This is a genomic window from Chitinophaga lutea, assembly GCF_003813775.1.
Classification (GTDB): domain Bacteria; phylum Bacteroidota; class Bacteroidia; order Chitinophagales; family Chitinophagaceae; genus Chitinophaga; species Chitinophaga lutea.
In genome coordinates this window covers 327408-349766 of record NZ_RPDH01000002.1, presented here as the reverse complement: position 1 = coordinate 349766, position 22359 = coordinate 327408, and the positions used below count along the sequence as shown (strand labels likewise).

The 22359-nt window shown below is 54.8% G+C and carries 17 protein-coding genes; 5 read left to right on the top strand and 12 right to left on the bottom strand.

Translation table 11 applies throughout. The annotated features are described in order from the left end of the window. Positions 1 to 62: 62 nt before the first annotated feature. A complete protein-coding gene (locus tag EGT74_RS13650) occupies positions 63 to 575 on the top strand; it encodes a thioredoxin family protein (protein WP_123847146.1) in 513 nt (170 codons plus the stop codon). 193 nt (positions 576 to 768) lie between these two features. Here the strand turns inward: EGT74_RS13650 and EGT74_RS13645 are convergent, their stop codons facing one another. The 12 genes from EGT74_RS13645 to EGT74_RS13590 all read right to left on the bottom strand — a co-directional run bounded on the left by EGT74_RS13645 (position 769) and on the right by EGT74_RS13590 (position 18717). Beyond that, on the bottom strand, positions 769 to 4221 hold the full coding sequence (locus tag EGT74_RS13645) for a chondroitinase-B domain-containing protein (protein WP_123847145.1): 3453 nt from the start codon (positions 4219 to 4221) through the stop codon (positions 769 to 771). A gap of 56 nt (positions 4222 to 4277) precedes the next feature. Continuing rightward, positions 4278 to 5414 carry a TlpA disulfide reductase family protein gene (locus EGT74_RS13640; RefSeq protein WP_123847144.1) on the bottom strand — a complete coding sequence of 379 codons (1137 nt, stop codon included), beginning with the start codon at positions 5412 to 5414 and terminating at the stop codon, positions 4278 to 4280. A 35-nt stretch (positions 5415 to 5449) separates the two neighbouring features. Continuing rightward, positions 5450 to 6910 (bottom strand): RagB/SusD family nutrient uptake outer membrane protein, encoded by a 1461-nt coding sequence (locus tag EGT74_RS13635; RefSeq protein WP_123847143.1) that lies wholly within the window; start codon positions 6908 to 6910, stop codon positions 5450 to 5452. A gap of 19 nt (positions 6911 to 6929) precedes the next feature. Further along, entirely contained in the window at positions 6930 to 10694 is a 3765-nt protein-coding gene (locus EGT74_RS13630; protein WP_158618143.1) for a SusC/RagA family TonB-linked outer membrane protein, read from the bottom strand. A 171-nt stretch (positions 10695 to 10865) separates the two neighbouring features. After that, a complete protein-coding gene (locus tag EGT74_RS13625) occupies positions 10866 to 12077 on the bottom strand; it encodes a FecR family protein (protein ID WP_123847141.1) in 1212 nt (403 codons plus the stop codon). Between the two features lie 92 nt (positions 12078 to 12169). After that, positions 12170 to 12733 (bottom strand): RNA polymerase sigma factor, encoded by a 564-nt coding sequence (locus EGT74_RS13620; RefSeq protein ID WP_158618142.1) that lies wholly within the window; start codon positions 12731 to 12733, stop codon positions 12170 to 12172. 263 nt (positions 12734 to 12996) lie between these two features. Continuing rightward, on the bottom strand, positions 12997 to 15273 hold the full coding sequence (katG, locus tag EGT74_RS13615) for a catalase/peroxidase HPI (RefSeq protein WP_123847139.1): 2277 nt from the start codon (positions 15271 to 15273) through the stop codon (positions 12997 to 12999). Between the two features lie 304 nt (positions 15274 to 15577). Beyond that, the gene (locus tag EGT74_RS13610; protein ID WP_123847138.1) at positions 15578 to 16333 is read right to left on the bottom strand and encodes an SDR family oxidoreductase; all 756 of its coding nucleotides are present in this window, start codon (positions 16331 to 16333) and stop codon (positions 15578 to 15580) included. 75 nt (positions 16334 to 16408) lie between these two features. Next, a complete protein-coding gene (locus EGT74_RS13605; protein ID WP_123847137.1) occupies positions 16409 to 16783 on the bottom strand; it encodes a helix-turn-helix domain-containing protein in 375 nt (124 codons plus the stop codon). A 42-nt stretch (positions 16784 to 16825) separates the two neighbouring features. Next, positions 16826 to 17308 carry an ester cyclase gene (locus EGT74_RS13600; RefSeq protein WP_123847136.1) on the bottom strand — a complete coding sequence of 161 codons (483 nt, stop codon included), beginning with the start codon at positions 17306 to 17308 and terminating at the stop codon, positions 16826 to 16828. Between the two features lie 74 nt (positions 17309 to 17382). Continuing rightward, complete coding sequence (locus EGT74_RS13595; RefSeq protein ID WP_246008207.1) at positions 17383 to 17988, bottom strand: Crp/Fnr family transcriptional regulator; 606 nt, start codon at positions 17986 to 17988, stop codon at positions 17383 to 17385. A 363-nt stretch (positions 17989 to 18351) separates the two neighbouring features. After that, the gene (locus EGT74_RS13590) at positions 18352 to 18717 is read right to left on the bottom strand and encodes a hypothetical protein (RefSeq protein ID WP_123847135.1); all 366 of its coding nucleotides are present in this window, start codon (positions 18715 to 18717) and stop codon (positions 18352 to 18354) included. A 305-nt stretch (positions 18718 to 19022) separates the two neighbouring features. On the opposite strand from EGT74_RS13590, the gene EGT74_RS13585 reads away from it, so the two are divergent. From EGT74_RS13585 to EGT74_RS13570, 4 genes are all read left to right on the top strand, one after another. After that, positions 19023 to 19355 carry an ArsR/SmtB family transcription factor gene (locus EGT74_RS13585; RefSeq protein ID WP_123847134.1) on the top strand — a complete coding sequence of 111 codons (333 nt, stop codon included), beginning with the start codon at positions 19023 to 19025 and terminating at the stop codon, positions 19353 to 19355. Positions 19356 to 19505: 150 nt separating this feature from the next. Continuing rightward, entirely contained in the window at positions 19506 to 20348 is an 843-nt protein-coding gene (locus EGT74_RS13580) for an arsenite methyltransferase (protein WP_123847133.1), read from the top strand. Between the two features lie 33 nt (positions 20349 to 20381). Continuing rightward, complete coding sequence (gene arsB, locus EGT74_RS13575; protein WP_123847132.1) at positions 20382 to 21473, top strand: ACR3 family arsenite efflux transporter; 1092 nt, start codon at positions 20382 to 20384, stop codon at positions 21471 to 21473. A gap of 25 nt (positions 21474 to 21498) precedes the next feature. Continuing rightward, positions 21499 to 22272, top strand: coding sequence for a metallophosphoesterase family protein (locus tag EGT74_RS13570; protein ID WP_123847131.1), 774 nt, complete (start codon positions 21499 to 21501; stop codon positions 22270 to 22272). Positions 22273 to 22359 lie beyond the last annotated feature (87 nt).

Below are 22359 nucleotides of genomic sequence, written 5' to 3'. Positions count from 1 at the left end.
GGTGAAGGATTTTCCCCAACACATAAAATAATCGTATTTTAATGCGCTTAACTGAACCAGCCATGAAACACATGTTGATTGCCACGCTCCTGCTGTTGGGAGCTACTACCGCGCTGAAAGCGCAATCGGAAAAAGTGCCTGATTTTTATAACCCGCAGGCGAATGCGAAAGCGGATATCGCCGCCGCCGTCAAACAGGCGCAGCGCGAAAACAAACACGTCCTGTTACAGGTGGGCGGGAACTGGTGCGTGTGGTGCAAACGCCTGTACAAGTTCGTGAACGACCGCCCGCAGCTGAAACAGGCGCAGGAGAAAAACTACGTCGTATATCACCTGAATTACAGCAAAGAGAACGAAAACCTCGACGTGCTCAAAGGGCTCGGTTTCCCGCAGCGCTTCGGTTTTCCCGTGATCGTTATCCTCGATGCGAAAGGCAACCGCCTGCACACGCAGAATACCGCCCTGCTGGAGTCTGCAGACTCCTACGACGAAAAGAAAGTGGAAGGCATGTTCACCGATTGGGCGCCTGCCGCACTGGCTCCCGCCCGGTATGTGAAGAAGGCGGCGGCGAAGTGATGTATCCTGCCTGGCAGGGGCCGCCACCGGCAGATGTTAGCTGAAACCGGAGGATACCCTCCGGTGTAACACGGCTGGCGTATGCACCGCCTTTTGTGAGCGGCATTGAAAATACGGGTATGCCGGAAGGCGATAAAAAAAGCAGGGCATATAAAGCCCTGCTTTTTTATTCATCCACAAGTATAGGAAATGATCAGTCCTTCGCTATGATCTTTACAAATGTTTTTTCGCCATCCGTAACATACAGGTAATAGATGCCGGTCTGGCAACCGGAGATGTCGAGGTCGATCTCGAACTTCTGGTCGTTTCTTTGAATAATGGTCGATTCAACGGGATAGCCGTTCCGGTCGTAGATATGCAGCACATATTGTTTGCTATGGTCTTTATTGTCGAGTTTCACCTTCAGCAGGCCATGCGTCGGGTTCGGGGACACCCTTAGTTTGATGCCGTCTTTTTTCTCATCATACCCATATACGAGTACCGCCCTGTCTGATTGGGCCGCTTCCTGGTAATTGTCGTTGCCAGCCTGTGCGGCACGCACCACTACGGTGCCTTCGCCCGTAAATGAAAGCGTGCTGCCGGTGATCGTTCCTGGACCCGACAGGATGGAATAACTGACAGGCAGGCCGGAACTGGCGGTCGCGGAAAGCGCGATCTGTCCGTCTGCATGTGCAGGGTCGATGCCGGCGAATGTGATGGTCTGTGGAGCCTTGTCGACGGTAAAGGATTGTTCCGCAGATACCGGCAGGAAGTTTTCATTGCCGGTCTGGGTGGCGCGCACCGTTATTGTTCCGGCACCGGTGATCGACAGTACCGAATCGGCGATCGTGGCCGGCCCGGACACTATTTCGAACAGCACGGGGGTTATTTGGCTGCTGGCGGTGGCATACAGCACAAAAGGCATATCGCCGTAGGTTTTTGTTTCAACCGGCGCAAACGTCAGCTGCTGGCTGGCCTGCTGAACGGTAAATGTTTGCTGCTGTTCAGCGGGGAAAAAATTAGCGTCGCCTGATTGGATGGCTTTCACCGTTACTGCTCCCGCACCGGTAATGGTCAGCAGCGCACCGTCGAAGGTAGCCGGCCCGGAAACTACCTCAAATTCAACTTCCAGTCCGGATGAGGCACTGGCAGTCAATTCAAAAGGTTCGTCGCCGTAGGTTTTTGAAGGAATGGCGGCAAATTCGATGGTCTGTGTTTTACGCTGGTAGATTTCCCATTCCGAAAACTGTATGCCGGTAGCGCCGTTGCTGGCCGTGATGTTGAGCCTGTAATACCGGTAAGGGGTGGTGTTCTCAAAGGTGAAGGTCCTGAACAGTTTCCGGGAAGCAAAGATTTCATCCGCGCGCGTATCGAGGGTGTCCCATGTAATGCTGTCCATCGAAGCCTGCAGGTTCCAGTTTTTCGGATCGCGCGCCGGGGTATCATTACCGGACATGATCGTGTACGACACCGGTATGGCGGGAATGGTCGACTTGTATTGCACCCACAATGCTGTTTTCCCGCTGATATAATACTTGGTGGCGGGGTTATTGTCAATAAGGCTGGGGTAACTCTCGGATGGTTTGCTGACGTTGGCGTACTGGGCGATGATCGTTCCTTTATTGTCGGTGAGGTCGAAGGGGTTTTCCGGTTCTGGCTCGGGCTCCGGCCTTGCGGGTTGCCACAGCTCCCATTCGGCGAACTGGATACCGCTGCTGCCGTTATTGGCGGTAATCACGAGGCGGTAAAAAATATAGCTGGCGGTATCGGCAATGGTATAGGTTTTGGTGAGGCCGCGCGAGGCAAATGTTTCATCCGTCCTGACGTCCAGCGTATCCCAGGAGATGGTGTCGTTGGACGCGAGCAATGCCCAGTTTTTGGGATCGCGGCCCACCACATCGCCGGCCGATGTGATGGTGTAATGGATGATGGTGGCCGGCACCCTGGATTGATATTGCGCCCAGAGGGCGGTTCTGCCCGAAATGTAATATTTGGTAGTGGTTTTGTTATCGATGAGGCTCTGAAAACTTTCAGCGGGATTCCCGCTGTTGGCGTATTGCGCCGTAATGACACCACCGTTGTCGGTAATGTCAGGATAGTACTTTTCATCCACGATTTCGTCGATCCACTGCGGTCCCGTTTCCTCGGGAGTCAGCGGCTTCCGGATAACGGGCAGGCCGGACTGCTCATCGGCGCCGATGTCGGGGTTGTTATCGCGAAGCTGCCCGTCCATGTCTTCCGTGGCATATGTTCCCGGCGCTGCATTGATCAAAGGGCTGCCGGCAGAAGGCCTGTACAACCCGTTCGTGATGGCGAGCAGCGGGTTCATCGTGGTGATGCCCGTTGCCGGCGCGGGGTTCATGCTGAGCGTGGCGCCATAGATCACGTTGCCCTCGTAAATATTCGGCTGGAAATTAAAGACGTCCAGCGGTGGATTTACGTCCTGTACCGGGCTTTTAATAGCTATCCCGCCGTTTTTGACGATCACGTTATTGACGATCGTACAGTTTTCCGGCAGCATTACGCGCTGAGAGGTAGGCCAGCTTACTTTGTAGGCGGCGCCGATCTCCATACCGTCTCCACCGGGATTGATAATGGTATTATGCGCGATAAGCGCATTTTTAACCGGCCCGTAGGCGGGCACACGGCCAAGCGGCGTTCCGGCCCGCAGGATGGGTTTGTAATCCGGCGTCAGGAAAGAATCGATGTATTCTCCCGCATACAATACGATGGCGTCTTCTCTTACATTTTCGATATAGTTGTTGATGATCCGGTGGTGCTGGCCAACAACGCGGATCCCACGCGAACCTTCCTTGTTGCCGCCGAGGATGAAGTTGCCTTCGATCGTATTGAAATTGCCGCTCCTGACCGTTATTTCACCTTTGGTGTTTTTGATCGTATTATAACGCACGATGTTCCTGTTGGATTTCATCGATATCATTTCCAGACCCTCGCCGTCTGCGGCATCGAACAGGTTGTATTCAACGGTAAAAAACGCCCCGTCGGTCCCCAGCTCTTCGTTCCTGCCATAACCCCAGATGCGGAATATCTCCGACCCGTTGCCCGATCCGCCCATATCCTTGAAGTAACAGTGGTCTACCTTGTTGTACCTGCAATTGGTGGGCTCGTTCCCGATAGTGGGCTGATGGTGGTTCTTGCCGGTGAAGTAACAGCTGTCCACGCGATTGTTGGAACCGGCGAAGTTGACCCAGTAATAACTCGTGGACCGGGATGGCGGGTTGTAGTTCAGGATGGCGGAATTGGTGAGCCGGCAATAATTGGAACTGAAGCGTACGATCGCGCCACCGGTCAAAGCGCCGCCTTTGAAACAGAGGCCGCTCGCAATGAGGTACGGGGTGGAGAACGTGAGGCTGGAATTGCCGTTCAGTATCACCTTGCCGGGCGTCTGCGCGCGGAGCACCACGGCCTGTGTGGCGGTGGCCGTCGCGTTGAAGTTAATGGAAACATTGGTCCAGGTGCCGTTGGTCATCACAATGGTGTCGCCCGGGGCCGACGCTGCAATGGCCGTGGTCAGCTGCGAAGCGCTGGCCGCCGTGCGCACCGTTTGTGCGGCGGCGGTGCCCGTCAGCAAAAGGGTTAGACCTGCTGCCGCCAGCCTGGGTAATGTTCGGACAAGTTGTTTTCGTTGTGTGGAATTCGATCTCATAGATTTTTGTTTTATAAAGGGTTTTGGTAAATGCCTGTTCGGGGGGTACACATAGGCTATTTTCCCATGAGTTTCTCAAGTGCGGTATCCAGTTCTTTGGGGTCGTTGCCCACCAGGCGGGTGATGATCCTGCCTTCCTTGTCGAGCAGTATTTTGGTGGGGAATGCGGATACGCCATAGGCCTCCACGATATTATCCTCTCCGGACCCGTCTTCATCCAGTACCTGCACCCAGCCGATACCGTCCGCCTTTACCGCATCCAGCCAGGATTTTCGCCTGCCTTCCAGGTCTTTGCTGCGCTCATGGGCCACTCCCACGATCTCGAATCCCCGGCTCCTGTACTTTTGATACGCCTCCTTCAGATGAGGATGGCTTTTACGGCAGGGCCCGCACCAGCTTCCCCAGAAGTCGAGCAATACATACTTCCCCTTCAGCGAAGAGAGTGTTACCAGGTTGCCCTGCATGTCCTTTCTCTTCAGTTCTATGGCCGGCCTGCCGGGTGCGGTGGCCTTGATGGCGGTAATTCTTTCCGAGAGGTCTTTGGCGACGGTGGTGGTTTTGTACCGGGGAGACAGCCCGGCATAAATGGCATCCAGGCTGTCAAAGGGCATGCTATGCTGCATGGTATACAAAAAGTACAGGCTGATGAAGGCATCCGGCCGCGTTTGTATGAACTGCCGTTTGAGGCCGGTGTTTTTGGCCTGCAGCGTTTTTATGTAGTCCTTTTTTGCACTGTCTCCCTGTTCATACAACGCTTTCGTAGCCATGTAGAGCTCTTCCATGATGCCGGCCTGCTGCGGTTTGATAGGGGCCCATTCGCTGTTCGCGACACCGCCGCTCACGTCCGCCATATAAATGCGTTTCGCGTCTCCCCGGATAACGATCTCCTCATTCGTCAGCACAAATGATAAAACGGCCGGGATGGTCCACGTTTTACCTGTGGTGGCGGCAGGGGCTTTATCCACCACCGTAAGGGTAGCGATTTTGATTTCATCCGTGCTTCCCCTGAATACATACCATCCGTTCTCTATGTTGCGGGACGAATCTATTGTGAAACCATCGCCTGTTTTGTAGGCCAGCCTGAGCTGCGGCCCGGTCCCCTCAAGCAGCTTTACTTTTATGGTAAATGCCTGGGCCATGGCGGCAAACGGTAAGACCGCCAGTAAAATGATTGTTGCAATTGTTTTTTTCATCTGCCTGATTTTTTAACGGGTTGATTGTACCGGTGCTACGGGTTGTTTTCCATACCGGGGTTCTGGTCCATTAATTTCTGCGTGAACCGCAGTACGAACCGTTCCGGACGGAGGGTGTAGCTGGCGGTCACTTCGCCGGCCGGGCCATACACTTTGTGGGTGTACCCTACCGTGCTTTTATACACGGGGTCTACAGATAGCCGGCGCATGTCGAACCAGCGGAAGCCCTGCCCGGCGAACTCCCGGATGCGTTCTTCGAGGATGTATTTCACCAGGGCCTGCTGGTTACCTGCAACAGCTGCCGGCACCGCCGCTCCGGCAGCGGGCATGCGTTTCTTTCGCAACGTTTCCACGGCAGCTTGGGCGCCGGCGAGGTCGTTGAGCCTTGCTTTGCATTCAGCCTGCAGCAGGATCACATCCGGCACGATGACGCCCTGCTGTATCAGGCCCGGCCCGGTCCGTCTGTGGATGCCGGCAGGAAAGGCGGCGCCGGTCGGGTAAGGTGTTTTGGAATAGAATTTCAGCCGCAGATCCGAAGCGCCGAACAGCGCCATCGTTTCAGGACTGATCAGGATGTCGTTGCTGGTGAGGTTCCAGTTGTTGAGCGTCTGTTTGATGAAGGCATTCTCCGGGTTCAGGTTCGCCGCCGGGTAAGTGGGGCCGGTTGGGCCTATCGGCAAAAACACCCCTCCCGGCGCAAAGGTGACATTGTAGTCGTACAGCGTAACGGGAAAAGCGGAAGCCGCAAAGCCGGCCACCGCGGTGTTGAGATGCGGCAACGCTTCGCCGAATCTGCCCATGAACATGTACACCTTCCCGAGAATGGCCGCTCCCGCGGCTTTTGACAGGCGGTGCCGGTTGGTGATCTGGTCCGGCAGATGAGGTAAAGCGTCTGTAAGATCCTTCACGATAAAATCATATACCTCCTGCACCGATGCCCTGGTGAAATCGGTGATCGTGGCATCGGCGGCGGGAACGATCGGGAAGCCGGGATCCGTCGCGGCCGTCGTGGCCACGTAGGGTTTCCCGAAATAATTGATCATCAGGAAGTACATCCAGGCCCGGCCTGTTTTGGCCTGCGCCTGTACGGATTTTTTTGCTTCCTCGGTGCCTCCTTCAGACTGCATCACTTCGTTCACCACTTTGGTGTATAGATAGATGTTCGACATGGGCGCCGTTATTTCCCCCGCATCTTCCGCAGGGTCATACAGATCGTTTTCCCACCCGAACACTCTTTGTGTACGGAGCTCGGATACATTGAAATACTGGCTGGCGGCAGCCAGTTCGTCGCCCATGCCCATCTGGGCCATGGGATCCGCTGTGTTGAGTACCTCCAGGTCGAAATTGGCCAGCAGGGTCTGATATTCCGCCGTTGTTTTTGCGATGAGCCTGCCCTTGGGCGTCAGCTCCAGGAAGCCCTTGCTGCACGACGCCAGCAGCATGGCGGGCAGCAGGGCGTATTTGATCAGGCGGAAGTATGTTGTATTGCGTTGCATGCATGCACGGTTTTCTAAGTTAAAAATTCACATGAAGGCCTACGGTAAACGTACCCTGTCCGAAACGATAACCCTGCACGGTGATCGAGGGGTCTACCGAAGCGAATACGGCCGGTACCCGCTGCCCGATGGATGCTTCATGAAACTCGGGATCGATGTCGTATCTGTTCGCCTTCCATAACATGATATTGGACACCTGCGCGCGCACCACGATCCGCTCTGCGGCTATCCTGCTGAGGATGCTTCGGGGAAGGGCATACGAAAGGGTGATGTCGCGCATCTTGATGTAGGAAGCACTCAGCACATTACGGTCCGCATACAGGAAATAGTTGACGTCCCTCCTGCTGTTGTTGACCGCAGCGTTGGGCACGTACGAAGGCACATCGGTATGGGCTTCGTCGCCCGGCTGCTTCCACCTTTCAAGAAAGATGGGATGGAACTGCCCGCCGGTGAAGCCGGTGTTGAAGTTGGTGGAAACAACGTTGCCGTGGCGCACCATGCCGCTGTAGGGCGTGGTGAAGAAATAGCTGTGCCGCACGTCGCGCCGCATCACGTGCCCGAGGTTAAGCACGGCATTGGCCGTTAGCGTGAAGTTCCGGTAATGAAAAGTATTGGTTACACCGCCGCTCCACACCGGCTGATAGGTGCCCATGAACACGATATCGTCCAGCCCGGCGGCATTCCGCTGCTTGGTCACTGTTTTATCGCCGAGCTCGATCAGCGGATCGCCCAGGTTGTCTACTCCCCGGTACCGGTAGGCGAAAATCGAAAATGCCGGGAAACCCGTAACGTACTGGGCGGTTACTTTCTGCGCCGCGGTAGTCAGGGCCGTGGGATCATTCAGCTGCGTAACGGTATTTTTGTTGTAAGCGATATTTACCATGCTGCTCCAGCTGAAATCACCGCTGGTAACATTCCTCGAAGTGAGCGCGATTTCTGCGCCACGGTTGAGCATGCTCCCGAAATTACCAATGATGGTGGCGTAACCGCTGAAGCCGTTAACAGGCATGTTGCCGAGCAAGTCGTTGGTCTGCTTCCGGTAAAAGTCCGCTGATCCGGATAGTCTGCCGTTCAGGATGCTGAAATCGATGCCAAGGTTGAACATTCTTGTGCTTTCCCAGGTGAGTTTGGAGTTGGCGGGCGAATTGATCCGGTAACTGAGCCCGTCGGGATATTGTACACTCGTGCTGGGCGATAAGATGTCATAGGAAGAGGCGGTACCGGCAGAAGGGGGATTGCCTGAAATGCCGTACGTTGCCCGCACGGCCAGCCGGCCGATCGTGTTGATATTTTCCATAAATGTTTCGCCGCTAACGTTCCATTTCAGCCCCGCGCTCCACACCGGCCGGTTCTGGGCGGATTTGTCCAGCCCGAAAAGATTGCTGCGGTCTATCCTCCAGCTTCCGTTCACCGAATATTTCCGGTGAAAGGTATAGGCCATGTTGGCGTAATAGGAAACGATCCTCGTCTGGCTTTCCGTTTCACTGTACGAATCATCACGGCCCAGGCGGGTGGTGTTGCCGGACGATGTATACATGACTGTGGGGCGGACGCCGGTGCCGGTCAGCGTTACAAAGTCTACCGGGCGCGACGTCAGCAGCGACCGGTCGTAACCCCTGGCGACGGTATTCTTCCTGTTCGTTAAATAGTCCTGCGCCTCCTGCCCTGCGAGCAGCGTCAGCTGGTGCCGCAAGCCGCCCCAGTTCCGGTCATACACGAGCTGGTTCCTGACCGTCCAGTTCCGCTGGCTGGTAGTGCTCACAGCATACTTGCCGCCGGTCACCGGCATGTAATACACCGGCGTGGAAGCCGTTGTGGGCGCCACCGTAAACTGCACGATCTCGCGCCGTACCCGGTAGCTTTTTACATCGTCGTAAATGGCCGTTGTGCCATTGCCTTTGATGTAGCCATATACGCCCTCAAGGCGCAAGCCGCCGGGCAGGTGAAGCGTAAGGCCGCCCGTGATGCGGCTCAACAGCATCTCCGTTTTGCTGTCGCCGTAATCCGTTTCGTCCAGCGGGTTATAATCGAGGCTGATGCGGCTCCTGGCCTGAAAATCAAGCCGCGAGGAATCACTCGCGTCGCCCACGTAAGGAATGGAAAGGTTTTTCCCGTTCTCATCGCGGAACAGCTGATAGGGATAAAAACGTTTGTCCACAACCGGCCTTCGCTGGGCTGACGAAACGGTATTGGTAAAGTCGGTGATCAGGTAAACTTTCAATCGTTTATGCAGATCAAAATCCTGCCGGATATTGCTTTTGAATACGTTGTTTTTTTCTCCCGGAACAGGCGAACGGTTGCTGGTATATGCCAGCGAACCGTAATAGGAATACACCTTGCCGCCACCGGAAAGGGAAATGGTATGGTTCATCAGCGAGGCGTTGCGGTACCAGAGGTCTTCGATCTGCCGGCCGTTGTCGATACCGGCAAGACTGTCCAGGCTTTTATTGGCTGCTTCCTCGGAGATCAGTCCCCTGGAACGGTTGTACAAAATCATCATGTGCGGCGCCACGCCCGTGCCTGAACTGGAATATGCGCTGGTGGCGGCCCATGGAAAGGCGACCGGGTCGAATATTTCCTTCGAGGTGCGGATATAATCGGCGCTGTTCAAAACAGGCAGGTAATCCAGGTCGGGTTTGCCCTGAAAATTGATAAACCCGTCGTACTGCACTTTCATCTTTTCGTTCGCTTTCCCTTTTTTAGTAACGATTACCACAACCCCGTTGGAAGCGTTGGCGCCCCAGATAGACGCCGCCGTTGCATCCTTCAGCACGGTGATGTCTTCCACGTCTTGCGGGTTGACGGATGATACGTCGCTCATCGGTATGCCGTCCACCACGAACAGGGGGCTCCTGCTGGTGCCTGTGTACGTCGTCACGGATTGCTGTGAAGAAAGGCCGATGGTGGAAAGCCCCCTGATGACGAACGGGTTCTGCGAATAGGGCGCGTTGTTCATGGTCAGGCCCGGCACAAGTCCGTCCAGCCGCTGGATCACATTCGTGCTGCCGGAGCGGTCTGCGATGATGTCCATGGAAGGTTTGGCGAAGGCTCCGGCGCTTCGTTCCTTCGCGATCGTCTGATAGCCGGTGGAAACCGTAACGCCTGCGAGCTGGGAAATACCGGGGGCCAGCGTGATGACTAATGCACCGGCGCTGCCGGCCACAACGGTGGATGGTGCGGCGTCGGGGCTGGCGGCGGCCGGTTGAGCGCCGGCAGGGATCAGGGAGGTCGTGATACCCTCTTTTGTATGCACGCGCATGGTAACGCCGGCGTAGCCGATAAATGATACGCTGATAATGTCGCCGTCATTTGCATGGATGGAAAATGTTCCCGCTTTGTCTGTGCCGGTACTTTGCCTGGTGGTACGATTGATCACCGTGGCGCCGGGCAGCGGGGTGCCATCCCGCGCGATCACCCGGCCGCTGACAAGCGCAGGCGGCTCGTTCCCGGGCGACTCCGTTCCCGGCGGCGCAGCTGGGGCAGCAGCTTCCTTTGCCGGTTTCACGATGACGGTATTCCTGACGATCGTATAGGTCAGCGGCTGTCCGCGGAAACAAACTGCCAACACGTACTGGAGCGGCCTGGCAGACACCTCTATGGTGACGGGCACCGTTTTTTTCAATTGCTGCTCCGTATACAGGAACCGGAAACCCGATTGCCGCTCAATTTCCTGGATGGCTTTTTCGAGCGGCACGTTTTTAAGGGACAGGGTAAGGGTCTGCCCGTAACTGCTTGCTGAAACCTGCAACGCGGCCACCAGCAAAAAGACAGATGTGAGCTTCATACATAATACGGTTTTGGTTGACTGCGCCCGTTTCGGTTGGCGCAAATCCTTGCCCGGGCGGCATTTTGCCACAAGTTTCATGCTTTTGGTTGTTTGGGCCGTAAGCAGCGATTTTGTAATGCCGCCTGTTTCAGCCTGTTTTTTTAATGGTTGATTGCTGATTGTTTCGCGCTATGGCCGGTCTTTCCCGGCTGTCACGATGACCTTTCTGCCTTCCATCCGGAAGGCCACGGCCTGTGTCATGGAGAGCATTTCCAGCACCTGCGCGATGCCTTCCTGCCGGGGGATGCTGCCCCTGAAATTAACGGCAGGCGCCGGGCCCTCATAGACGATATCCACGTCGTACCAGCGGGCGATTTCCTGCATGGTGCGTTCAAGCGGGCTGCCGTCGAATATGAACAGCCCGTTTTTCCATGCCAGCACCTGCGCCATGTCCGCAACGGCAACTACGTTGATGCTGCCCGAAGCTGCTTCCGACACTGCCTGCTGGCCGGGCTTCAGCCGCACGGTGTTTCCCGGGCCTGATACGCGCACGGCCCCTTCCAGCAAGGTGGTTTTTATGTTGCCGCCATCGGGATAGGCGCTGATATTGAAATGTGTTCCCAATACCTCCACCCGCTGCCTGTCCCCTGCTTGTACGATGAACGGCCGGCCGGCCGATTTGGCCACCTCGAAATATACCTCGCCTGTGATGCGCACGGCCCGCTCTCCATCGCCGAATGTTGCCGGGAATGTAATGGAGCTGGCTGCATTGAGCCAAACCTGCGTTCCGTCTGAAAGGGTGAGCTGATAGATGCCACCGTTGGGTGTGCGGACGGTGTTGATCATTTCGTGACCGGCCCCGGTAAGCTCCGGCCGGTAGGCTATGGCGCCGCCGGGCAGCTTTACGATAGCGGCGTTCCCCTGCTGCGCAAGCGTACCGCTCGTGGTGCTGTCCAGCGTAATGGTGCTCCCGTCCGCCAGCGTAATGAAGGCCTTTTGTGTACCGGGTACGATCGGGCCTACAGGCAGCCCTTCAGTTTGAACGATTACCGGCGACTGTTTTGGCCGCACCATGGTGAATACGGCATACCCTGCTGCCAGCAGCAAGATCGCTGCCGCCGCCAGTTTCAGCCATGATAAGCGGGCAGGCAGGGTCCGGCTTGCACGGTCGCTGCCTGAAATCCTTTCCTGCAAGGCAGCCCACTCGCTTTCCACGTCGTGCCGGTGAAATTGCTGCAGCTTTTCCAGTAACGCATGCCGGTCCGTAACCCGTTCAAAAAAAAGCGCATTCCCGGGGGATGCCTTCTTCCAGTTTTCCAGCAGCTCAGCCTCGATTGCAGACAGCGAGCCCTGGAGAAATCGTACGATCAGCGTTTCGATATATTCCTGTTCATTGCCCATGATGCGCTTGATATTACCTGATACGACACGGTATGCGGGAAATCAAAAAGAAGAAGAAGATTTTTTTGAAATAAATGCCCAGGCGAAAGGAATTACCGGTTAAAGAAGGAGTGAAAAAGATAAAGCAGCGCCAACGGGGCATCCGCCAGGGAGATCCGCAGCAGCTGAAGCGCCCTTGAGCGCTGGCTCGACACATTGCCGGGAGAGATACCGAGTATCCCGGCTATTTCATCGATCGACTTCCCTTCAAGAAACGAAAGCTCGAACACTTTCCTGCATTTGCCGGGCAGTTTTTCCACTTCGCGGTATACTCTCTGAAGGATCACTGATTCCATGGCAAGATAATCAGGGTCTGTTTCTGCCGCCTGCAATAACAGGGTATACTCGTTGTGGCGGATTAACTTCCGCGCTGTTTGTTTCAGGTAGTCGAGGCCGGCGTTTTTTGCCACCAGGTAGAGGAACGATCTGGCGTTCCGGTAATTCTGAATACGATCCCGTTTCTCCCAGAACTTCTGAAAAGTCCCGAGCACAATATCCCTGGCCTCCTCTTCGTCCTGAACGAGGTGGCGGCAATAATAAAACAGTGGTGCGTAAAATTCCTTGAAAAATAGGTTGAAGGCGTATTTATCTCCCCGTTTTACCTGCAGTATGAGCAATTCCTGGTCTTCGGTGATATTGATGGTGAAATATTTATAAATAACTAAAAGTATCAGTCCACATAGCCGTGCTCCGGCCGGTCATCGCTGTTGTAAACATAAAAATTTTTCCCGAAAAAAGAACTATCGGGGAGATGTGCCGCCACCGGGGCCTGCAGATATGGCCCGGGCTGCGGCGCATCGGCATGCGGGATACGCGGAAACAAAAACAGCCCCCGTTATCCGGAGGCTGCTTTTATTTATACATCGTTACACTTAAATGACTATGCCAGGTCGAACCGGTCGAGGTTCATCACTTTATTCCATGCCGCCACAAAATCGTTCACGAATTTCTGCTGAGAATCCGCACTGCCGTACACTTCTGCGATGGCCCGCAGTTCAGCGTTGGAGCCGAACACCAGGTCTGCGCGTGTAGCCGTCCATTTGATGGAACCGGTGGCGCGGTCGCTGCCTTCGTACAGTTCCCTGTCTTCCGCAATGGCTTTCCATGCCGTGCGCATATCGAGCAGGTTGACGAAGAAGTCGTTCGTCAGCTGGCCGGGTCGTGTGGTGAACACGCCATGGCCTGAACCGTCGAAGTTGATGTTCAGCACGCGCAGGCCGCCCAGCAGCACGGTCAGTTCGGGCGCCGTCAGCGTGAGCAGCTGCGCTTTGTCTATGAGCAGCGCTTCCGTCGCAACAGGGAGTTTTGATTTGCGGAAGTTCCGGAAACCATCGGCCTGCGGCTCGAGGAAGCCTACGGATTCAACGTCCGTCTGGTCCTGCGAGGCGTCCATGCGGCCGGGTGTGAATGGAACGGTCACTGCATGCCCTGCGTCTTTCGCCGCTTTTTCAACACCGGCGCAGCCTGCCAGTACGATCAGGTCCGCCAGCGAAACTTTTTTACCCCCGGTCTGTGCCTTGTTGAAGTCTTTCTGGATGCCTTCCAGTTTGTCCAGCACTTTCTGCAGTTGCGGCGGGTTGTTCACCTGCCAGTATTTCTGCGGAGCGAGGCGGATGCGTGCGCCGTTGGCGCCGCCGCGTTTGTCGGAACCGCGGAAAGTGGATGCGGAAGCCCATGCGGTGGACACCAGTTCGGACACGCTGAGGCCGGATGCCAGTACTTTGGCTTTCAGGTCCGCGATATCGCTGTCGTTGATCAGTGCATGATCCACCGCCGGGATCGGATCCTGCCAGATCAGCACTTCTTCCGGCACGTCGGGGCCCAGGTAACGGGCGCGCGGCCCCATATCGCGGTGCGTCAGTTTGAACCACGCGCGGGCGAATGCGTCTGCAAATGCTTCGGGGTCTTCCAGGAAACGGCGGGAAATTTTTTCATATACAGGGTCGAACCGCAGCGAGAGGTCGGTGGTCAGCATCGTGGGCCGGTGTTTCTTCGAACCGTCGTACGCGTCGGGGATGATGCTGTCTGCGTTTTTCGCTACCCATTGATGCGCGCCGGCGGGGCTTTTCGTCAGTTCCCATTCGAAGCCGAACAGGTTTTCGAAGAAGTTGTTGCTCCATTGGGTCGGAGTCTTTGTCCAGATCACTTCAAGCCCGCTGGTGATGGTGTCGGCGCCCTTGCCGGAACCGTAGCTGTTTTGCCAGCCAAGGCCCTGTTGTTCCAGGCCAGCGGCTTCCGGTTCTTTGCCTACGTTGCTCGAAGGTGCGGCGCCGTGGGTTTTGCCGAAGCTGTGCCCACCTGCGATGAGGGCTACCGTTTCTTCGTCGTTCATGGCCATGCGGCCGAAAGTATCGCGGATGTCTTTCGCTGCGGCAATCGGGTCGGGGTTGCCGTCGGGCCCTTCGGGGTTCACATAGATTAATCCCATCTGTACGGCGGCAAGCGGTTTTTCGAGATTGCGGGTATGGATGTGGCCGTCCGCATTATCGTCTGATGAAACCACGCCGTGTTCCTTCTGCACGCCTTCGGAGCCGTTGGCGTAACGAAGGTCGCCACCCAGCCAGGTGGTCTCTGAGCCCCAATACACGTCTTCATCCGGTTCCCACACATCCGGGCGCCCGCCGGCGAAGCCGAAGGTTTTGAAGCCCATCGATTCGAGGGCGATGTTGCCGGTCAGTATCAGCAGGTCCGCCCATGAAATGTTGCGGCCATATTTTTGTTTGATGGGCCACAGCAACCGCCGGGCTTTATCGAGGCTCACATTGTCGGGCCAGCTGTTCAGGGGAGCGAAACGCTGCTGCCCCGCGCCTGCGCCGCCACGGCCGTCGCCCACACGGTAAGTGCCTGCACTGTGCCACGCCATGCGAATGAACAGGGGGCCGTAATGCCCGAAATCTGCCGGCCACCAGTCCTGCGAATCCGTCATGAGCGCATGCAGGTCTTTCTTTACCGCCTCGAGGTCAAGACTTTTAAATGCTTCCGCATAGTTAAAATCCTCGCCCATCGGGTTGGATAAGGACGAATGCTGCCGAAGGATGTTCAGCCTTAACTGGTTGGGCCACCAATCCCTGTTGCGGGTGCCGCCGCCGCCAACATTGTTCTTCATGCTCCCATTGTGGAACGGGCATTTGCTGATGTCGTTTGATTCTTTTCCCATGTTTATAAGTTTATCGTATGAATGGACAATTGCCTGCAACTTCAGTGCCTGCAGATGCGTAAAATTATCGTATTGATGTAATAACCAGAATCTATTGATTCTATATTTTAATAGTTAAAATCTATTCAGAGGGAGTCGATCTGCCTGGGCACCAATGAATATAAAACAATCCGGCGGGAAAATGTTCAGAAAATCTTTGTGTTAAATCCGGGGAAGGTGTGTACACTCCCCGCATTAAAAAAGGCCGGTCAACGACCAGCCCTTTTTATGGAACGCGCAGCGCTCATCCCACCTGCTTCACGTGCTAACGCGTTGTGTAACCGCCGTTGGCGAAAATGGTCTGCCCGGTGATCCACCAGCCGTCCGACACCAGGAATTCGATCAATGGAGCAATATCGCGGATATTGGTGAGGCCGCCCAAAGCGGAGGCGGATTTGTGATAAGCCACGGCCTCTTCGCTTTCCTGCCCGTAAAAAAACGGTGTGTCCATTGGCCCGGGCGCTACGGCCGTTACGGAAATACCCCGTCCGCCGAATTCTTTGGACGCCGCGCGGGTGAAGTGTTCCACCGGCGCTTTCATACCGCCGTAGGTGGAATAATACCCCGTGTAAGCGGCCAGCAGGGAGGTAACGATCGTACAGATCCTGCCATGGTCGTTCAATTTTTTACCGGCTTCCCGGATGAAAAAATAAGCGACCTTGGAATTGATGTCGGACATGCTGTCGTATTCGGCCTCGGTGGTGTCTGTAAATGGTTTTTTCAGCACCTTCCCCACCGTATTGATCGCGATGTCGGCCCCGCCGAATGTTCCGATGGCCGCATCGAAGAACCGGGTAATATTCTTTACGTCGGTCAGATCACCCTGGAAAAGAAAAGCCGCCGCACCGAGCGCGTGCACATCGGCCAGCGTTTGCTCCGCAACTTTCCGTGTACTTTCACTGTTATAGTGGATGGCCAGTTTGGCGCCTTTCTTCGCAAAATTGCGGCTTAACAGCCCGCCCAGGTTTTTCGCGCCGCCGGCAATGAGCACAACCTTTCCGTTTACTTCGTTTCCTGACATAAAAAAGAGTTTTGATGATAGGCCACGAAGTTCGGTACAGGCAAACGGCCTGTTACGGTGAACTTTTCGGAAGTTTTAGCGGGTGGGATTATTTTCCCGCCACTGACGCGGCGTTTCGCCCGTGAACTTTTTGAAGAACTTTGAAAAATTGGAAGGGTCGTATGTGAGCGTGTACGCGATCTGCGCAACCGGTAGAGCCGTTTCCCGCAACAGCTGTTTGGCCTTGTCGATAATTTTCAGGTCGTAAAAATGACAGGGATGATGCCCCATTTCCCGTTTGATAGTGTCTGACAGGTGCTGGTGCGACACATACAAGGCCGCGGCGATCTCATTCAGCTCCATCATTCTGGGAACAGTGCCTGTCACCACATCTTCAATATGCTTATCCAACAACGTAAAGTAGCCGGTCGTGATCTCTTCGCCTCTTTTGGGTTTGTTATTTTTCTTCATGACGGGTCCATCTTCAAACAATAATACCGCCAAGTTACACCTTTACGGCACAACGCCCAACTGACGCATCAGCGTCAGCTCGTCCGTTACCCGCCAATGCTCGGCGATTTTCCCTTTTTGAATGGACTCGATATTGATCTGGTTTACTTTCACCCGCCGGCCGGTGGGTGGTATGCCGAAGAGGCTGTCTGTTTGTGTGCCGGTCATCATTACTCTTACCACCGCCCTGTCACGGGTGACAACTATATCTTCAATAGTGTAATGCAGATCGGGAAACGCCCTGCGGATGGCTAGCACAATGGGTTTCAGACCGTCCGGCCCTCTTGGCGGCGAGGGAACGGACGGCGTGTGATTGATATAACCGGGGCTCAGCAGGCTGTCGAGCAGCTGCACTTTCCCCTTGTTCCATACTTCGTTGAAATAGGTTTCCACCAGCCGCCGGTTGGCGGCTTCCTGCGCCCGGACTGTTTGCCGGCAAAATGCGAGCACCATTACCAGTGCGAAAAATAATAGACGGCCTTTCATATGCTGCTTCGTTATTGCTTTACCTGCAAAGGAACAAAGGCGGCGGCGGCAAAAAAATAAGCCAGTTTAAGAAATTACCGGCGGGCGAGTTTTCTCCGCAGGGTGCTGAGGAATTCCGGCGTAATGCCGAGGTAGGCGGCGAGGTGTTTCTGGCTGACGCGTTGCTCCAGCAGCGGGTATCTGGCCCTGAATTCCAGGTAGCGCTGTTCGGCGGTAAAGGAGAGGTTCTGGTGAATGCGGTGCTGGTGGGCTACAAAAGCGTTCTGCAGCAGTATCCTGAAAAAGCGTTCGAGCCGCGGCACCTTTTCGTACAAGCGCTCTAGGGCGGGCCGCGTGATCTGGAGCAGGCGCGTGTCTTCCAGCGCATCGATGCTGTAGGCGGAAGGCGCGCCGGTAAAAAAGCTGTAGAGATCACTGATCCACCACCCTTCCACCCCGAACGTCAGGATGTGTTCCTGCCCGTTTGCATCGGTCGAGTACATGCGCATGCAGCCGGCCGCGATGAAGTTTTCGGTTTTGCATACCTCCCCCTGGCGCAGCAGGTACGCTTTTTTGGGGAGCTGTTTTTCGCTGAACAGCGAAAGCACCAGCGCCTTTTCGGCTTCATCCAGCGGGATGTGGCGCAGGATGTGTTGTATGAGCGGTTCCTCGGTCATGAGCATGCTTGTGATGTTAAACATACATTTAAATTCTTTTCATTTACCCATGACCGGCAGGCATAATTTATAATTCATGATAAAATTTAGTCAAAACCTGGCAATATCAAGGAACGGCCATGAAGCAATTTTGGGGATATCCGTTTTGTTATTTAATGTCCGGCCATGACCAAAATATTCCCCGTCCGCGAGTCTTCCACGGGGTATGCGCTGCAGTTGACAGCTTGCATAGAACCCGCAACCACAGGCGTCGGCGGCATGTCGATTCGCGAGATTTTTGTTACGGTGACTTGAATCATTCAAACAGTGAATTACCTGATATGCTAAAATCAAAAGAAACATTCCACCGTCTGCGATCGAAGAACTGATTGCGCTGCCATTATCTGTTTAAATACGACTGACTGCGGCATGAACAGCGTGGCGAAAGGGCTGGAAGTGGGCACGGAAATCAGCGCCCGCCTCGAAAAAAGGCAAAACGTTGGCGCGCCTGAATGTTCTGAGTTTTACTTCTTCGATTGCCGCGATGTCTGTAACGTGGAAAACCGAATTGCCGTCGACCCTGCTGACTTTTTCTCCGTTGAAAAAAGTGGTCTGGGGAGAATGGGTTCTGGATAAAATGCATTGAACATACTTTTTGCCCGTCTTCAGTTGATTATTTACGATGGCTGTTGTACCATCCGGTTGAACAAGCAGATAACTGATGATGCCTGATTTTATCTGATCGAGCCGCGCCTCGCCGCCACAGAATGCCAATGATGAGTCTACGATCTGATTAGCGGTAAATTCAGCCGGCGTCTGTCCGAACAGGCATGCCTGGAGAAAAAAGGGAAGAGGTTACAGAAAGAGGCTTGTTGTCATCGGGGTCGTTTTTGGATGTACCTGATAAATTAACGAATTTTTGAATGTTGCAATGTAAAATTTCTCCACCCCGCTGCCGGGTTAGTGGCTCCGGCAACTTCCGGCGTTCAGGGAGAGCGGGCCACACTCCCCACATTTTTTTGTAAAAATTCTTCCCGGTTTCTTTGGATGTAATCCTTTTATCGTAATATTGCAATCATATGGGAGCTACAAAAACAGATTTATTCACGAAGCAGCAGAATGAGATCGCCGGTATGGCCAAGGCACTGGCGCATCCCGCCCGGATCGCCATCCTGCAGTACCTGGTAAAGATCAACGCCTGCATCTGCGGCGACCTGGTGGAGGAACTGGGCCTCGCCCAACCGACCATCTCCCAGCACCTGAAAGAGCTCAAGGCAGTCGGCCTCATCCAGGGCACCGTGGAAGGCACCAGCGTCTGCTACTGCATCCACCCCGGCAACTGGCAGAAGTTCCGGAAGCATTTCGCCACGTTCTTTACAGACATCAGTAACAACGACGGCAGCTGCTGCTAAAAAAATTTGCCCTGATTCATCGGTATATTGCAATATAACTATTATAAATATTGCACCATGCATCGCCGGCACAACACAGTTTGATCGATCATCAATTATAACAAAACGGTCGTTAGACCGGCATCATTTCAATTTTAAATTCTTTCAAATATGGAAAACGCGAACAATTTAAAAGAGCTGGTGAGGGAAAAATACGCCCAGATCGCCCTGCAGGACAAAGACACGAACGCCAGCTCCTGCTGCGGCTCGGGCAGCTGCTCCACCGATGTGTACAATATCATGAGTGAAGATTACACCACCCTGGAAGGTTACAACCCGGATGCGGATCTCGGGCTTGGATGCGGCCTTCCCACCCAGTTTGCCAAGATCAAAAAAGGCGACGTGGTGATCGACCTCGGTTCCGGCGCCGGCAACGATTGTTTCATCGCCCGTGCCGAAGCGGGAGAAGACGGCCGGGTGATCGGGATTGATTTTACGGAAGCCATGATCGAGAAGGCACGGAAGAACGCGGAAGCGCGTGGTTTTCAGAACGTGGAATTCCGCAGCGGAGACATCGAGCACATGCCCGTTACCAGTAACTTCGCCAATGTGATCGTGAGCAACTGCGTGCTGAACCTCGTTCCCAATAAAAACGGTGTGTTCGCCGAAATCTTCCGGGTGCTGAAACCCGGTGGCCACTTCAGTATTTCCGATGTGGTGCTGACCGGCAGCCTGCCCGCTTCCCTGCAGCAGGCCGCTGAAATGTACGCGGGCTGCGTGTCCGGCGCCAGCCAAAAAGAAATGTACCTGGAACTGATTGCGCAGAACGGTTTTAAAAACGTGACCATCCAGAAAGAGAAACCCATCATCATCCCGGACGATATCCTCGACAAATATCTTTCACCGGAAGAACTGGCGGCGTTTAAATCACAGAAAGCCGGTATTTACAGCATTACCGTGTACGCGGAAAAACCGGCGGCGGACTGCTGCGAACCGGGCTCCGGCTGCTGCTAGGGGCTGCAAGGAATTAAAAAGAAATAAAACAGTATGACTGCAAATCAATGTGCTCCGGTTGCCGGCAGAAAACAACTCAGCTTCCTCGACCGTTACCTGACGCTCTGGATATTCCTCGCGATGGCGGTGGGCGTCGGGCTGGGATATTTTATCCCCTCCACCGCAACGTTCATCAACACCTTTTCTTCCGGTACCACCAATATTCCCCTGGCCGCCGGTCTCATCCTGATGATGTACCCGCCGCTGGCGAAGGTGAATTACGGGAAGATGGGTGAAGTGTTCAGCAACACGAAGATACTGGGTGTATCACTGCTGCTCAACTGGGTGATCGGTCCCGTACTGATGTTCGGGCTGGCAGTTCTTTTTCTGCACGGCTACCCGGAGTACATGATTGGCCTGATACTGATCGGCCTGGCCCGTTGTATCGCCATGGTGATCGTGTGGAACGAACTGGCGGAAGGCAACCGCGAATACGCCGCCGGCCTTGTGGCCCTCAACAGCGTGTTCCAGGTGCTGCTGTACAGTGTATACGCCTGGTTTTTCATCACGGTGCTGCCGCCGGTGTTCGGAATGAAGGGGCTGGAGGTGAACGTCACCATCGGCCAGATCGCGGAAAGCGTGGCCATCTATTTAGGCATTCCCTTCGCCGCAGGTGTCATCAGCAGGTTGGCGCTCATCAAATTGAAAGGCGAGCAATGGTTCCGTGAAAAGTTCATTCCAGTCATCTCTCCCATCACGCTGATCGCGCTGCTGTTCACCATCGTGGTGATGTTCAGCCTCAAAGGCGAACTGATCGTACAGATCCCCATGGATGTGGTACGGATAGCGGTGCCGCTGGCCATATACTTTGCGATCATGTTCCTGGTGAGTTTCGCATTGGGTAAAGCACTGGGCGCCGATTATTCCAAAAACGCGTCCATTGCCTTCACGGCCGCGGGCAATAACTTTGAACTGGCCATAGCCGTCGCCATCGGTGTGTTCGGCATCAACAGCGGGCAGGCATTTGCCGGCGTCATAGGGCCACTGGTGGAAGTGCCGGCATTGATCGCCCTGGTCAATGTGGCGTTCTGGCTGCGAAGGCGCTGGTATGGCAACGAAGCGGCACCAACGGCACAATCTGTATAACATTCAAAAACTCTTGCAACCTTTTATGAAAATCGCCCTCTTTTCAGACATTCACGCCAATCTCCCGGCACTGGAAGCATTTTTTAAAGATGTGGATGCCCGCAAACCGGACGTTATTTATTGCCTTGGCGACCTGGTGGGATATAACATCTGGCCCAACGAGGTCATCCGGGAAATCCGCCGGCGGGGCATTCCCACCATCGCAGGCAATTACGACTTCGGCATCGGCCGCCGCAGCGACGAATGCGGCTGTGCCTACAAAACGGATGAAGAAAAGGAGATGGGAAAAATTTCCATCTCATATACCAATTCCGTAGTGCAGGACGATGAAAGGCAATACCTGCGGACGCTTCCGGCGCATATCCGCGTGGAGTTCCAGCTGAACAACGACAAGCTGAACCTCCTGCTGGTGCACGGCAGTCCGCGTAAGAACAACGAATACCTCTTCGAGGACCGCGAGGAAAAAAGCATGCTGCGCATTATGACGGATGCGGACGCGGACATCCTGTGTTTCGGGCATACCCATAAACCGTATCACCGCATCCTTTGCACGGAGCCCGGCGAAGCGCCCAAATGCCGCCACGCCATTAACATCGGCTCCGTAGGCAAACCGAAAGACGGCGACCCGCGCGGAGGGTATGTAATGCTGCACATCGACGAAAACAGTTCCATTCATCACCGGGAATCCGTAAAGGTGGAGTTCATCCGTTTTGCGTACGACGTGGAAAAGGCCGCCAAAGCGGTTGAAGACAGCATCCTGCCGGATGCGTACGGGCAAATGCTGAGACGGGGCTTTTGACATCAACGCATCATAGCAAACCTCCGGACTGATAGTCCGGAGGTTTTTTTATGGTTTCACCTGAATTCCGATGCGGCGTCACTCCCC

Excerpts from the sequence above, each read along its gene's own strand:
- EGT74_RS13640 (WP_123847144.1), bottom strand. The coding sequence starts at position 5,414 with ATGAAAAAAACAATTGCAACAATCATTTTACTGGCGGTCTTACCGTTT.
- EGT74_RS13645 (WP_123847145.1), bottom strand. The coding sequence starts at position 4,221 with ATGAGATCGAATTCCACACAACGAAAACAACTTGTCCGAACATTACCC.
- EGT74_RS13580 (WP_123847133.1), top strand. The coding sequence starts at position 19,506 with ATGGAAAACGCGAACAATTTAAAAGAGCTGGTGAGGGAAAAATACGCC.
- katG (WP_123847139.1), bottom strand. The coding sequence starts at position 15,273 with ATGGGAAAAGAATCAAACGACATCAGCAAATGCCCGTTCCACAATGGG.
- EGT74_RS13610 (WP_123847138.1), bottom strand. The coding sequence starts at position 16,333 with ATGTCAGGAAACGAAGTAAACGGAAAGGTTGTGCTCATTGCCGGCGGC.
- EGT74_RS13570 (WP_123847131.1), top strand. The coding sequence starts at position 21,499 with ATGAAAATCGCCCTCTTTTCAGACATTCACGCCAATCTCCCGGCACTG.
- EGT74_RS13625 (WP_123847141.1), bottom strand. The coding sequence starts at position 12,077 with ATGGGCAATGAACAGGAATATATCGAAACGCTGATCGTACGATTTCTC.
- arsB (WP_123847132.1), top strand. The coding sequence starts at position 20,382 with ATGACTGCAAATCAATGTGCTCCGGTTGCCGGCAGAAAACAACTCAGC.
- EGT74_RS13630 (WP_158618143.1), bottom strand. The coding sequence starts at position 10,694 with ATGAAGCTCACATCTGTCTTTTTGCTGGTGGCCGCGTTGCAGGTTTCA.
- EGT74_RS13605 (WP_123847137.1), bottom strand. The coding sequence starts at position 16,783 with ATGAAGAAAAATAACAAACCCAAAAGAGGCGAAGAGATCACGACCGGC.
- EGT74_RS13635 (WP_123847143.1), bottom strand. The coding sequence starts at position 6,910 with ATGCAACGCAATACAACATACTTCCGCCTGATCAAATACGCCCTGCTG.
- EGT74_RS13585 (WP_123847134.1), top strand. The coding sequence starts at position 19,023 with ATGGGAGCTACAAAAACAGATTTATTCACGAAGCAGCAGAATGAGATC.
- EGT74_RS13600 (WP_123847136.1), bottom strand. The coding sequence starts at position 17,308 with ATGAAAGGCCGTCTATTATTTTTCGCACTGGTAATGGTGCTCGCATTT.
- EGT74_RS13595 (WP_246008207.1), bottom strand. The coding sequence starts at position 17,988 with ATGTTTAACATCACAAGCATGCTCATGACCGAGGAACCGCTCATACAA.
- EGT74_RS13650 (WP_123847146.1), top strand. The coding sequence starts at position 63 with ATGAAACACATGTTGATTGCCACGCTCCTGCTGTTGGGAGCTACTACC.